The following is a 12,710-nucleotide window of genomic DNA, read 5'->3' as shown; positions in this document are numbered from 1 at the left end:
GTGGCGGCGCCGGGCCGCCCGGCCGCAGGGTGCGTCCGCTGATCGGCATCACCGGGTACGTCGAGCCGGCGAGCTGGGCCGTCTGGCGGGACGTGCCGGCGTCGCTGATCCCGCAGGCGTACGTCCGCTCGGTGACCGCCGCCGGAGGTCGGGCCGTGGTGCTGCCCCCGGACGACCTGGACGCCGACGTGGTGGACGTGCTCGACGGACTGCTGCTGGCCGGTGGCGCGGACGTCGGCCCGGAGCGTTACGGCCAGCCGCCGGACCCGCGTACCGAGCCCCGGCCCGACCGGGACGCCGGGGAGTCGGCCCTGCTGGCTGCCGCCCTCGCCGTGGACCTGCCGGTGCTCGGGGTGTGCCGGGGCATGCAGTTGCTGGCCGTCGCGTACGGCGGATCGCTGCACCAGCACCTGCCGGACGTGGTGGGCCACGACCGGCACCGCCCCGCCCCGGGGGTGTACGGGGCGCATCCGGTCTCGTTCGCGCCGGGGACCCGGACGGCGTCGGTGCTGGCCGGGGTGGACCGGGTCAACTCGTACCACCACCAGGCGGTGGCCGATCCGGGGCGGCTCACGGTCACCGGCTGGGCCGACGACGCGGTGGTGGAGGCGGTGGAGGACCCGGCGCGGCGGTTCCTGCTGGGGGTGCAGTGGCATCCGGAGAACGACGACGATCCGCGTCCGGTGACCGCCCTGGTGAGGGCGGCCCGGGACCGCTGACGCTTCCTGTCAGGTGGGAAAGCTGTCCCGAAATGCGGTCGGCCGCGGCAGGATGACCGCATGGGGACCGTGTACCCGGCGCTGGACGGGCGACTGCGGGAGTTCGTCGAGGCGCAGCCGATGTTCTTCGTGGCCACCGCGCCCAGCGGCAGCGGGGGGCACGTCAACGTCTCGCCCAAGGGCATGCGGGGCACCTTCGTCGTGCTCGACCCGCACCGGGTGGCCTGGCTCGACTACCACGGCAGCGGCGCGGAGACGATCGCCCACCTGCGGGACAACGGCCGGATCACGCTGATGTTCTGCGCCTTCGACGGCCCACCGAAGATCGTCCGGTTGCACGGTCGCGGCGTCGCCACCCCGGTCACCGACCCCGGCTTCGCGGCGCTGCTGGCCGACTTCCCCGAGCCGCCCGACGTGCACGCGGTGCGGGCGGTGATCGGGGTGACCGTGGACCGGGTCAGCGACTCCTGCGGCTACGCGGTGCCCCTGATGGACTACCGGGCCGACCGCGACCTGTTGCTCACGTCACACTCCCGGCGCACCGCCGAGGATCTGGTCACCTACCGGGCGACCAAGAACGCGGCCAGCATCGACGGCCTGCCGATCTTCTGACCGGGCCGCCCCCCACCGTGCACTGTCGGGCAGATGACGGCAGGATGAGGCACGGGTTACCAGCGTCCGTCCGAACCCATGCGTTACGTTCCTGATCCGTCGGGGTAGAAGACGGACGCGACCGGCGTGAGCCGAGGCGTTGTGGGGGGCACGACCGGCCGGAGCAGGGGGCGCGGATGAGCTCGGCCCGTAGGGGCGAGGACGGCCGAGGGCTGTCCGCACTGTCGTCCGCCGACGCCGTACTGCCGCCGTGGCTGGCCGGGGCGTTCGCGGCGGGTGGCGAGATGGGCCGCCGGCTGGGCGGACACGACTGGGCGGCCAGCCCGCTCGGCAGCCCCGACACCTGGCCGGCAGCGCTGAGCCACGCCATCGGCATGATGCTCTCCTCGCGCGCCCAGATCGTCATGTTCTGGGGCCCCAACCAGCTGGCCTTCTACAACGACGCCTACCGGCCCACCATCGGCGACAAGCATCCCGCCGCGCTCGGCCGGCCCGCCCGGGAACACTGGGCCGAGACCTGGGACGTGCTCGGCCCCCTGCTTGACGGGGTGTGCCGCAGCGGCGAGTCCTACCGGGCCGAGAACCATCCGTTCCTGCTCGACCGGCACGGCTTCGTCGAGCGGGTCTACTTCGACATCTCCTACGACCCGATCCGCGACGACGACGGCAGCGTCAACGGCGTCTTCTGCTTCGTCAACGAAACCACCGGCCGGGTCGTCGGGGAACGCCGCCTGCGGGCCCTGGCCGAACTCGGCTCCCGGCTCGGCGCGGCCGGCAGCATGGCCGGGCTGGGGCGGGCCACGGCGGCGGTGCTCGACGGGCACCGGGCCGACGTCCCGTTCGCCCTGGTCTACCTGACCGACGAGACCGGCCGCCCGGTGCCGACCGGGGTCAGCGGCGTCGATCCCGCCCGGGTGCCGGCCGAGCCGGCGGCCACGGTGGCCCGGGTCGCCGCGGGCGGGGTCGCCGCCGAGATCGAGGTGGCCGAGCTGCTCGGCGCGGTGCCGGACGACGTCGCCCCCCGGGCGCTGGTGCTGCCGCTCACCGCCACCAGCGAGCCCGCCGGGGCGCTGGTGGTCGGCCGGTCCGCCCGGCTGCCGTTCACCGACGAGTACCGCGATTTCCTGGGCCTGATCGCCGCGCAGGTGTCCCGGGTGGTCGGCCAGCAGCGGGTGTACGAGCAGGAACGGGCCCGCGCCACCGAGTTGGCCGCGCTGGACCGCGCCAAGACCAACTTCTTCGCCAACGTCAGCCACGAGTTCCGCACCCCGCTGACCCTCGTCCTCGGCCCGCTGGAGGACATGCTGGCCGACCCGACGCTGTCCGCCGAGCACCTCGACCGGCTGACCACGATGCACCGCAACGCGCTACGCCTGCTCAAGCTGGTCAACACGGTGCTCGACTTCTCCCGGCTGGAATCCGGCCGGCTGGCCGCCCACTACCAGCCCACCGACCTGGCCGAATACACCTCCCGGCTGGCCAGCACCTTCCGCTCCGCGACCGAGCGGGCCGGACTGCGGCTCGTGGTCGACTGCCCGCCGCTGCCCGCGCCGGTCCTCCTGGACCGCGACATGTGGGAGAAGATCGTCTTCAACCTGCTCTCCAACGCGCTGAAGTTCACCTTCGACGGGGAGATCCGGGTCCGGGTGGTCGCGGTCGACGGCACGGCCCGGCTGGAGGTGGCCGACACCGGGGTCGGCATCGCCGCCGAGGAGGTGCCGCACGTCTTCGAGCGGTTCCACCGGGTGCCGGGGGTCCGCTCGCGTACCCATGAGGGCACCGGGATCGGCCTGGCCCTCGTCCGTGAACTGGTCGAGATGCACGGCGGCACGGTCGCCGCCACCAGCCGGGTCGACCACGGCACCACGGTCACCGTGACCGTCCCGTTCGGCTCGACGCACCTGCCGCCCGACCGGGTCGCCCCCGGCACGCCGCTGCCCACCACCGGGTCGGCGCAGGCGTCGCTCCACGTCGCGGAGACCGCCCGGTGGACCGACCGGCCCGGCCCGGCCGGCGGGCGGCCCGCCCCGGCCACCGGCGAACCCGGGAGGTCCGGCCGGGTCCTGCTCGCCGACGACAACGCCGACCTGCGCGAACACGTCACCCGGCTGCTCAGCCCCGAGTACGAGGTGGTGGCCGTGCCGGACGGCGCGGTCGCCCTCCAGGAGGCCGCCGCGGGCCCGTTCGACCTGGTGCTCACCGACGTGATGATGCCCCGGCTGGACGGCTTCGGCCTGGTCACCGCGCTGCGCGCCAACCCGGCCACCCGGCACGTGCCGATCGTGCTGCTCTCCGCGCGGGCCGGTTCCGCCGAGGCGGTCGCCGGTCTCTCGGTCGGTGCCGACGACTACCTCACCAAGCCGTTCTCCGGCACGGAGCTGATCGCCCGGGTCCGGGCCAACGTCGAACTGGGTCAGTTGCGTGGTCAGATCATCCGCCGGCTGCGGGCGCTCGCGGACGCCGCCGTGGCGGTCAACACCGCGAAGTCGACCGCCGACGTGGTCCGGGTCGCCGCCCGGCACGCCCTGCACCTCGCCGAGGCGGCCCGGGTGTCGGTCACCACGGTCACCGGCGCGCGGCACGAGGCCGACGGTGGTGGTGCCAGCACCGACCAGCCGTCCCAGGTGCTGCCGCTGACCGGCAGCACCGGTGGGCAGCTCGGCGAGCTGCGGGTCTGGCGTCGGGAGGGCGACGGCACCGAACACGCCGCCGTCGGGGAACTGGCCCGCCTGGTCGGCGTACGACTGGAGAACGCCCAGCTCTACGAGGCCGAACACCGGATCGCCACCACCCTTCAGCACAGCCTGCTGCCACGTTCGCTGCCCCAGCTCCCCGGTGCGGTGTTGGCCAGCCGCTACCTGCCCGGCAGCACCGACGTCGAGGTCGGCGGCGACTGGTACGACGTGATCGGCACCGGCGACGACGAGGTGGTGCTGGTGATCGGCGACGTGGTCGGCAAGGGCGTCCGGGCCGCCGCCGCGATGGGTCAGCTCCGCAACGGCCTGCGGGCCTACCTGCTGGAGGGCTACGACCCGGGGCAGGCGCTGACCCGGCTCAACCGGCTGGTCGGCTCGACCGAGCGGCAGTCGTTCGCCACCGTCTTCTGCCTCTCCTTCACTCCGCGCACCGGCCGGCTGCGGTACGCCAGCGCCGGTCATCCGCCCCCCCTGCTGATCCGAGGAGACGACGTGGCCTTCCTGCACGAGCAGGCCCTCGGGCCGCCCATCGGGGCGCTCACCGGCACCGACTACCGCACCGTCGAGGGTGGACTCGCCCCTGGCGGTCGGCTGCTGCTCTACACCGACGGCCTGATCGAGGACCGGCGGGGCGGCATCGACGCGGCCCTCACCCAGCTCCGGACGGACGCCGCTGCCGGTGCCGGCGGCGGGCACGTGGCCGATCTGGTGGACGCGGTGGTGGAGCGGGTCGACGGGCGCAGCCGGCACGACGACGTCGCGGTGCTGGCCCTGGAGGCCGCCGAGCTGAACCGGTTCGCGTTGCGGCTGCCCGCCGACCCGACCCGGCTCAGCGTGCTGCGTAAGCGGCTGGAGGACTTCCTGGTCGCGCACTCCGTCGGCGAGAACGACCTGTTCGACCTGATCGTCGCCGTGTCCGAGGCCGCCGCCAACGCCATCGAGCATCCGGTCGCGCCGGTGGAGCCGACGATCGGCGTCGAGGTGTCGATCGTCGACCGGACGGTGGTGGCGACGGTGCGCGACAGCGGCAGGTGGCGGGAGTCGACCGGGGCCGGGTTCCGGGGTCGGGGGCTCGCGCTGATCGAGGCGCTGGGCGAGCTGTCGGTGCGTCGTACCGACGAGGGGACCGAGGTGTCGCTGCGCCGCCGGCTGGCCGACTGAACCGGGCTGCGGGTCAGAGCGGGCGCAGCCACTCCTGGTCGCCCAGGCCGGAGATCTCCAGCACCCGGCTGACCTGCCGGGACGGGAACACGGTCAGCGCGCCCGGGAACCGCCGGGCGAGCTGGACCACCGCGTGGATGGCGGCCGAGTCGAAGAAGGTGACCGCGCGCAGATCCAGGGTGACCTGCCGGGCCGGCTCACGCAGCGTGGTCTGGACCATCGTGTCGGCGGTGGCCATGTCGACCTCGCCGGTCACCGTGACGCGGACGTGGTCCCCGGCGGCCTCCGCACGCGCGGAGAACACGGGCGGTTCGCCCTCCAGATCCACCCCGCCACCATTGCACAGCCCGGTGGCGGCGGCAACAACCGCCGGGCCGTGCGGGAGGCCCTGCACCCTACGGAGATAGGCTGTCGTCATGACCGTCCGTGCCCCGCTCACCCCCGGCACACTCTCCCCGTGGCGAGCGGTCCCCGACCACATCGCCCGCCCGGAGTACGTGGGCCGCAAGCAACCCCAGCAGTGGCGCGGCTCACACGTGCAGACCCCGCAGACCATCGAGAAGATGCGGGTCGCCGGCCGGTTGGCGGCGCAGGCCACCCAGCTCGCCGGTGAGCACTGCAAGCCCGGGGTCACCACCGACGAGATCGACCGGGTGGTGCACGAGTTCCTCGTCGACCACGGCGCCTATCCGTCGACGCTGGGCTACCGGGGCTTCCCCAAGTCCTGCTGCACCAGCATCAACGAGGTCATCTGCCACGGCATCCCCGACTCGACGGTGCTCGCCGACGGTGACATCGTCAACGTCGACGTCACCGCCTACCTCGACGGGGTGCACGGCGACACCGACGCCACCTTCTGCGTGGGCGAGGTGAGCGAGGAGGCCCGGCTGCTGGTCGAGCGCACCCACGAGGCGATGATGCGTGGCATCCGGGCGGTGCGCCCCGGCCGGCAGATCAACGTCATCGGCCGGGTCATCGAGTCGTACGCCAAGCGGTTCGGCTACGGGGTGGTCCGCGACTTCACCGGCCACGGCATCGGCGAGGCCTTCCACAGCGGCCTGTACGTGCCGCACTACGACAGCCCCCGGCCCACCGACATCATGGAACCGGGCATGACCTTCACCGTCGAGCCGATGATCACCCTCGGCACCTACCAGTACGACATGTGGGACGACGGCTGGACGGTCGTTACCAAGGACCGGAAGTGGACGGCCCAGTTCGAGCACACCATCGTCGTCACCGACGACGGCTTCGAGATTCTTACCCTGCCGTGACCGACACCCCGGCGGCGCTGCGCGAGGCGCACCACGCGGACGTGTCCGGCGGCTGGCTGCGGCCCGCCGTCTTCGGCGCGATGGACGGCCTGGTCACCAACATCGCCCTGATCGCCGGGGTCGGCGGCGGTGGCGTGTCGGCGCACAGCATCGTGCTCACCGGCACCGCCGGCCTGGTCGCCGGCGCCATCTCGATGGGGCTGGGCGAGTACACCAGCGTCCGGTCGGCCAACGAGCAGGTCGCCGCCGAGGTGGCCAAGGAACGCCGCGAGCTGGAACGCCACCCGGAGGCCGAGGCCCGGGAGCTGTCCGACGCCTGGGTGGCCCGCGGCCTGCCCCGCGACCTGGCCGACCAGGTCGCCGAGGCGGTACGCCGCAACCCGGAGGAGGCGCTGCGGGTGCACGTCCGGGAGGAACTGGGGGTCGACCCCGACGAACAACCCAGCCCCTGGGCGGCGGCGGTCTCGTCGTTCCTCTGCTTCTCCGTCGGGGCGCTGATCCCGCTGCTGAGCTACCTGCTCGGCTCCACCAGCCTGGCGCTGGCGCTCACCGTCGGCGGGGTGGGGCTCTTCGCGGCCGGGGCGGTCGTGGCCCGGTTCACCCACCGCCCGTGGTGGGCCGGTGGGCTGCGGCAGCTGCTGCTCGGCGCGGCGGCGGCCGCCGCGACCTACCTGATCGGGATGCTCATCGGGGTGCAGGGCGGCCTCGGCTAGACCGTCGCGGTCGGCACCACGGGTCATCCCGGTCGGCCGGTCGCCTCCGGCGCTCAGCCGGTGAGCAGGTCGTCCACCGTGCCGTCGACCGGTCGGCCCCGGGCGGCCAGATCCTCTGCCTGCCCGGTCAGCACCCGGCCCACCTCGGTCATGTCCGCGCCGGCCAGCCCGGTACGCCGCACCGCGTCGCCCGGGTCCCGGAAGTAGGTGCGGCGCAGCAGGCCGCTGACCGTGGCCGCCGCCAGCCGTGCCTCACCCAGCATGACCAGCGCCTGGTCGGTCTCGTACCACTCGGCGAGCCGGGCGGCGCGGGCGTGCGCCGCCCAGCCCCGGTACCAGGCGTCCCGGGCGGCGGTGCTGAACTCGGCCGGCCGGGCCCGCGCCAGCCGGCCCAGGTGCTCGTCGCGCAGGGTACGCAGCCAGCCGGTCGGGTCGTACAGGGCGACGGTGGTGACGTACCGGTCGGCGGTCAGCGGCCAGGCCGGGGTCAGCGTCCGGGCCCGTCGCAGGTGGCCGTCGGCGTCGGCCACGGTCAGCGCCACCAGCACCCCGTCCACCCGCCGGGTCGACGGGGCCGGGCCGCCGCCCGCCCGGTAGGTGACCAGCAGGAGGTCGACCTCGGCGTCCCCGCCACCGTCGTCGTCGCCGTGCGCCAGCGGGCCGTGCACGGCCACCGCGAGGATGTCCGCCGGGAAGCGTCGCCGCGCCGCGTCGGCCACCCGCCCGGCGACCTGCCAGCGCGGATCGTCCCGGTCCACCCCGGCCGCCGGCTCCGGCACGGTCACGGCAGGTCGGCACCGGTCGGGGCCAGCCGGAAGATGTGGATCTCCCGGCCGCCGGCCCGCTGCACGTACGTCCGGTACGCCGGCCACTCGGTGACCAGCAACTGCCAGAGCCGGTCCCGCTCGGCCCCGGTCGCCAGGTCGGCGCGGACGGCGAGCCGGCGACCCTTGACGGCCACCTCCGCCTGTGGCAGGGCGAGCAGGTTGAGCACCCAACCGGGCTGGTGCCGCTGACCCCAGTTGGAGCCGATCACCACGAACCCGTCGCCGTCCGGCACGTACAGCAGGGGGTTGCTGCGGGGCAGGCCGGACCGGTGCCCGGTGGTCGTGATGATCAGCGAGGGGACCAGCCCCAGCGCGACCACCCGACCCCGGGTGAGCCGCCCGACCATCCGGTCGAGGGGGACGAGCAGGCGCATGGTGGCACCGAACCACTCGTGGTGACCGAGCCGCCGGGTGAGGGTTCCGAGTACGGGCACCCGGCCAGTCTGCCTGGTCGACGCGGTGTCCGCACCCACCGGCTCCCGGTGGGCCGTTCAGTCCAGCCGGCGTTCGACCGTGAGGCGGGACCTGGTGAACAGGCCGGCACCGAGCATCGCCACCAGCGGCACCACCACCAGCACGCCGAGGGTCTGCCAGGGCACCACCATCGGGTACGGCGTCTGGGTCGGCCAACTCTGCGCGTACTGGCGGTTCGTCGAGGTCAGGATGATCAGCGCGGAACCGAGCCCGGCCGCGATGCCGAGCGCCGAGCCCACCACGGCGATCACCCCCGCCTGGCAGAGGGAGAGCACCCGGCGTACCCGGGGACTGGCCCCCACCGCCGCGAGCGTGGAGAGGTCCCGGCGACCCTCCGCCGCGGCGAGCCCGGTGGCCACCCCGGCCGCGCCCAGGGTGATCACCCCGGCGCCGGCCGCCAGCAGGAGCAGCAACGGCCGCCGCGCCGAGCGGGGCGGACCCCGCTCGATCTGCGCCGACACCGGCAGCAGCGGCCGCAGCGCGGTGACCACCCGGTCGAGCTGCGCGCCGGTGGGCGCGGACCGGGTGTCGACGGCGAAACCGACAGGCTCCGTGCGCAGGCCGGCCCGGACGGCGGCGGCGGGGGAGAGCACCAGCCGGTCCACCGGCAGCCCGTCGCGCAGCAGGTGACCGGGGAGGGTGACGGTGGTCGCCGCCGGCGGCCGGGAACCGTCGACCGACCGGTCGACCCGGACCGTCACCCGGCCGTCGACCACGTAGCGGGGGTCGCTCACCACCACTCCGCCGGCACGCAGCACGGCGGACGCCGCCGCCACCTCGGCCGCCGGCGCACCGCTGAGCACCCCCAGGGCGGTGCCGTCGTCGACCATGGCGGGCAGATAGAAGCCGCTGACGATGCGGACCGGCGGGACGCAGCGCGGGTCGTCCAGCGCCGCGCGGCGGGCTTCGGCCGTCTGGTACGACTCCGGGTCGTACGGGCATGCCTGGCTGGCGGGCAGCACCGGCGCGACCGTGCAGTAGGCGTTCGGGTCGCGCACTTCGGTGCAGCCGGGCACCGCCACCGGCAGCACCGCGTCGGTGCCCAGCTCGGCCCGGACCCGCTCGGTGATCAGCGGCAACGGGGGCAGCGGGCCGGTGCCGTCCCGGTCGGCGCGCAGCAGCAGCACCCGGCCCGGCGGCATCCCCGGTTGCCAGTCGGCTCGTTCGCGGGCGTCGTTGCTGGCCACGTAGACGCCCAGGGCGACGCTGCCGGCGACGGCGGCCATCACCGCGGAGATGGCCGGGGCGGCCGACGAGCGGTTGCGGCTGGCGTCGCGCAGCGCGATCCGGGGCGCGGGCGGCAGCAGCGGACCGAGCCGGGCCAGCAGACCGATGAGCGTGGGCGTGCAGAAGACCAGGCCCAGCTCGCCCAGGACCAACCCGGCGAGGATCATCGGGGTGTCGCCCCTCGCGGCACCCAGGGCGGCGGTCCCGCTGCCCAGCACGGTCAGCGCCACCCCGAGGAGAAGCCAGCGGCGGCGGTGCGGGGGTGCGGTCCGGCGACCGGCCAACCCGGCCACCACATCCTGCCGGGCGGCGGCCAGCGCCGGGGCGAGCGCGGCCAGCACCCCGGCCAGCACCGCGACCGCGGCGATCGCGGCGAGCGCCGCCGGGAAGACCCGGTAGCCCCCGCTGCGCGCCCCCAGCACGTGCTCCTCGACCAGCGACCGGCCGACGAGCGCGGCGCTGACCCCGAGCAGCAGCCCGCACGCCGCCCCGAGCCCACCGAGGACCACCCCGTCGGCGAGCACGATCCGCCGCAGGTGCACCGGGTCGCCGCCGGCGACCGCGACCAGCGCCAGGTCCCGCCGCCGCCGCCGGACCCCCACCGCGAAGGCCGGGCCGACCAGCAGGACGACCTCCAGCAGACCGAGGCCGCCCACCAGCACCGAGTTGCTCGCCAGCACCGGATCGGGCAGGTCGAGCGTCGACCCGTCGGGGGAGTCGGCACCCGGCACCGGGTTGCGGGCGCTGACCAGCACGCCGTGCGCGTTGAGCCGGTCCACCAGCGCGGCGTCCACCGGGCCGGGAAGGTCGACCAGCCAGCTCTCGTCGTAGCTCCGCACGTCCCGGGGCAGCCCGGCCGGGGTCAGGGCGACGATCTCCCCGAGCTGGTCGGGGAACTCGACCACGCCGACCACCCGCCACCGGCGGGTGCCGTCGGCCGCGCCGACCGACCCGCCAACCCGGACGCCCATCCGGGCGGCGGCCTGCGCGCTCACCGCGACCTCGTCGGGTGCGGTGGGGACCCGTCCGGAGCGCAGTCGCACCGTCGAACGGGCCACCGGCTCCGTCAGGTCCAGCGCCCGGCCGTCGAGGGTCCTGGTCCGGTCGCCGATCCGCACCTCGAACGGCACCCACCAGGTGACCCGGCTGGCCCGGCTCCCGGCGGGCAGCAGCGCCTCGATCTCGGCCCGGCCCACCGGCCGCTCCCGGGTCACCACCTGGTCACCCGTGCGGGCCCAGTTCGTGTCGCCCCAGGAGTCCTGGTGGATCGGGTTCTCCGCCACCCAGTCCAGCTCGACGTCGGCGGCCCCGGCCCGCTGGACGTAAATCTCCTCCCGGGTGAGGTCGGCCATGTCGTAGGTGACCGCGACGAAGCTCAGCACCAGCACCGGCAGCGCGATCATCGTCAGCACCAGCGCGGTGCGCCCCCGCGCCCGCCGGGCCTCCCGGCGGGCGATCCGCAGCGCCGCCCGCCAGGACCCGACCGTGCCGGCGAGCCGACCGGGCAGCCCCGCCCGGTCCACCACGTCGGGCCGGGCCGGGCTGTCGGGCCGGTCCGGTCGGGCCGGGCCGTCGGGCGGTGCCGGCCGGGGGCGGGCGGACCGGCCGTCGGCGCGGGACGGACCGTCCGGATGGGGCGGGGCGCTCACCGGCCGATTCCGGAGAGCAGATGCTCGACCCCGGCCAGTGGCGCGGTGGAGTCGACCATGACGCCGTCGCGGAGGAACACCACCCGGTCGGCCCAGCCGGCGTGCCGGGCCTCGTGGGTCACCAGCACCCCGGCCGCGCCCGCGTCGACCCGGCGGCGCAGCAGGTGCAGCACGGCCTCCCCGGTCTGCGAGTCCAGCGCCCCGGTCGGCTCGTCGGCGAGCACCAGCCGCCGGTCACCGACCAGCGCCCGGGCGATCGCCACCCGCTGCTGCTGACCCCCGGACATCTGGTCGGGGAAGCGACCGCCGAGCCCGTCCAGCCCGACCTCCTCCAGCGCCGTCAGGGCCGCCCGCCGGGCCTGGCGTACGCCGATCCCGTCCAGTTCCAGCGGGAGAGCCACGTTCTCCGCGGCGGTGAGGCTGCCGAGCAGGTTCAGATCCTGGAAGACGTAGCCGATCCGGCGACGGCGCAGCCGGGCCAGCCGCCGCCCGTCGAGCGTGCCGAGCGACTCCCCCTCGACCAGCACCTCCCCGCCGGTCGGCCGGTCCAGCCCACCGGCGAGGGTGAGCAGGGTCGACTTGCCCGAGCCGGAGGGACCCATCACGGCCACCAGCTCGCCCGGTCGTACGGTGAGGCTCACCCCGCGCAGCGCGTGCACGGCGGCCTCCCCGCCCCCGTGGGTGCGGTGGACGTCGCGCAGTTCGAGCACCGCGCCGTCGGGGCCGGTCACCGGTGTGCCTCCTCGTCGGCCCGCTCCACCACCTCCGGCGGTGACCCGCTGCGTGCGGTGGGGGCCGCCGGCCGGTGCCGGACCAGGCTGGTCTCGCAGTGGTCGAGCCAGCGGATCTCCGCCTCGGCCTGGAACATCATCGCGTCCAGTACCAGTCGCCAGGGCAGGTCCTCCGGCCGGTCACTTGTGTACTTGAGCCGGGTCAGCTCCTGCAACGTGCGCATGGTCGCGCCACGCTGGGTCTGCACCACCGCCCGCACGTCGACCCCGGGGGTGGTCAGCGCCAGGGCCAGCTTGATGGACAGCTCGTCGCGGGGGCGGTCGTTGCGGCTGATCGGGGTGACGAACCACAGCGCCAGGTCCGCCCGTCCGGCGTCGGTGATCTCGTACGGCCGCTGCCCGCCCTCGTGCTCGGGCAGCGAACGGACCAGGCCGTCGCGTTCCAGCCGGTTGAGGGTGGTGTAGACCTGACCGATGTTCAGCGGCCAGGTCGAACCGGTCGACTCCTCGAACGCGGCCCGGAGTTGGTAGCCGTACATCTGGCCGCGCTCGAGCAGGGCGAGCAGGCCGTGACGGATGGACATGCGACGGAGTATGCATACCCCGTATGCGGACCGCAACCGCAGG

Annotated in this window: 11 protein-coding genes; 5 read left to right on the top strand and 6 right to left on the bottom strand. The window is 74.9% G+C overall.

The window, feature by feature from the left end; translation table 11 throughout:
- The first annotated feature begins 29 nt into the window (after positions 1 to 29).
- The 3 genes from ACN260_RS21920 (at position 30) to ACN260_RS21910 (ending at position 5,188) form a co-directional block, all read left to right on the top strand.
- Positions 30 to 719: a gamma-glutamyl-gamma-aminobutyrate hydrolase family protein gene (locus tag ACN260_RS21920; protein WP_422756789.1), complete on the top strand. Its 690-nt coding sequence runs from the start codon at positions 30 to 32 to the stop codon at positions 717 to 719.
- A gap of 60 nt (positions 720 to 779) precedes the next feature.
- Positions 780 to 1,331 carry a pyridoxamine 5'-phosphate oxidase family protein gene (locus ACN260_RS21915; protein WP_422752829.1) on the top strand — a complete coding sequence of 184 codons (552 nt, stop codon included), beginning with the start codon at positions 780 to 782 and terminating at the stop codon, positions 1,329 to 1,331.
- A gap of 176 nt (positions 1,332 to 1,507) precedes the next feature.
- On the top strand, positions 1,508 to 5,188 hold the full coding sequence (locus ACN260_RS21910) for a SpoIIE family protein phosphatase (RefSeq protein ID WP_422752828.1): 3,681 nt from the start codon (positions 1,508 to 1,510) through the stop codon (positions 5,186 to 5,188).
- A gap of 13 nt (positions 5,189 to 5,201) precedes the next feature.
- Here ACN260_RS21910 and ACN260_RS21905 read toward each other — a convergent pair whose 3' ends face one another.
- Positions 5,202 to 5,606 carry an STAS domain-containing protein gene (locus ACN260_RS21905; protein WP_422752827.1) on the bottom strand — a complete coding sequence of 135 codons (405 nt, stop codon included), beginning with the start codon at positions 5,604 to 5,606 and terminating at the stop codon, positions 5,202 to 5,204.
- On the opposite strand from ACN260_RS21905, the gene map reads away from it, so the two are divergent.
- On the top strand, positions 5,605 to 6,462 hold the full coding sequence (map, locus tag ACN260_RS21900) for a type I methionyl aminopeptidase (RefSeq protein ID WP_422752826.1): 858 nt from the start codon (positions 5,605 to 5,607) through the stop codon (positions 6,460 to 6,462). The genes ACN260_RS21905 and map overlap by 2 nt on opposite strands.
- Positions 6,459 to 7,175: a VIT1/CCC1 transporter family protein gene (locus ACN260_RS21895; RefSeq protein WP_422752825.1), complete on the top strand. Its 717-nt coding sequence runs from the start codon at positions 6,459 to 6,461 to the stop codon at positions 7,173 to 7,175. The genes map and ACN260_RS21895 overlap by 4 nt, the downstream gene beginning before the upstream one ends.
- A 53-nt stretch (positions 7,176 to 7,228) precedes the next feature.
- On the opposite strand, the gene ACN260_RS21890 is transcribed toward ACN260_RS21895, so the two are convergent.
- Genes ACN260_RS21890 through ACN260_RS21870 form a run of 5 tightly spaced genes read right to left on the bottom strand, consistent with a single transcriptional unit; the run spans position 7,229 to position 12,667 of the window.
- Positions 7,229 to 7,960, bottom strand: a complete 732-nt coding sequence (locus ACN260_RS21890) for a nucleotidyltransferase domain-containing protein (RefSeq protein WP_422752824.1) — start codon at positions 7,958 to 7,960, stop codon at positions 7,229 to 7,231.
- Complete coding sequence (locus ACN260_RS21885; protein WP_422752823.1) at positions 7,957 to 8,436, bottom strand: nitroreductase family deazaflavin-dependent oxidoreductase; 480 nt, start codon at positions 8,434 to 8,436, stop codon at positions 7,957 to 7,959. Before ACN260_RS21885 ends, ACN260_RS21890 begins: the two co-directional genes overlap by 4 nt.
- A gap of 57 nt (positions 8,437 to 8,493) precedes the next feature.
- On the bottom strand, positions 8,494 to 11,352 hold the full coding sequence (locus ACN260_RS21880; RefSeq protein ID WP_422752822.1) for an FtsX-like permease family protein: 2,859 nt from the start codon (positions 11,350 to 11,352) through the stop codon (positions 8,494 to 8,496).
- Positions 11,349 to 12,083, bottom strand: a complete 735-nt coding sequence (locus ACN260_RS21875; protein ID WP_422752821.1) for an ABC transporter ATP-binding protein — start codon at positions 12,081 to 12,083, stop codon at positions 11,349 to 11,351. The genes ACN260_RS21880 and ACN260_RS21875 overlap by 4 nt, the downstream gene beginning before the upstream one ends.
- Positions 12,080 to 12,667 (bottom strand): PadR family transcriptional regulator, encoded by a 588-nt coding sequence (locus ACN260_RS21870; protein ID WP_088645558.1) that lies wholly within the window; start codon positions 12,665 to 12,667, stop codon positions 12,080 to 12,082. Before ACN260_RS21870 ends, ACN260_RS21875 begins: the two co-directional genes overlap by 4 nt.
- Between the last annotated feature and the right edge of the window lie 43 nt (positions 12,668 to 12,710).

The organism is Micromonospora sp. WMMD708 (assembly GCF_049315245.1).
In the GTDB taxonomy this organism is placed as follows: Bacteria; Actinomycetota; Actinomycetes; order Mycobacteriales; family Micromonosporaceae; genus Micromonospora; species Micromonospora wenchangensis.
Note: the sequence above shows the minus strand (reverse complement) of the source record. Positions and strands in the feature narration are given on the sequence as shown.

Excerpts from the sequence above, each read along its gene's own strand:
- ACN260_RS21915 (WP_422752829.1), top strand. The coding sequence starts at position 780 with ATGGGGACCGTGTACCCGGCGCTGGACGGGCGACTGCGGGAGTTCGTC.
- ACN260_RS21910 (WP_422752828.1), top strand. The coding sequence starts at position 1,508 with ATGAGCTCGGCCCGTAGGGGCGAGGACGGCCGAGGGCTGTCCGCACTG.
- map (WP_422752826.1), top strand. The coding sequence starts at position 5,605 with ATGACCGTCCGTGCCCCGCTCACCCCCGGCACACTCTCCCCGTGGCGA.
- ACN260_RS21905 (WP_422752827.1), bottom strand. The coding sequence starts at position 5,606 with ATGACGACAGCCTATCTCCGTAGGGTGCAGGGCCTCCCGCACGGCCCG.
- ACN260_RS21870 (WP_088645558.1), bottom strand. The coding sequence starts at position 12,667 with ATGTCCATCCGTCACGGCCTGCTCGCCCTGCTCGAGCGCGGCCAGATG.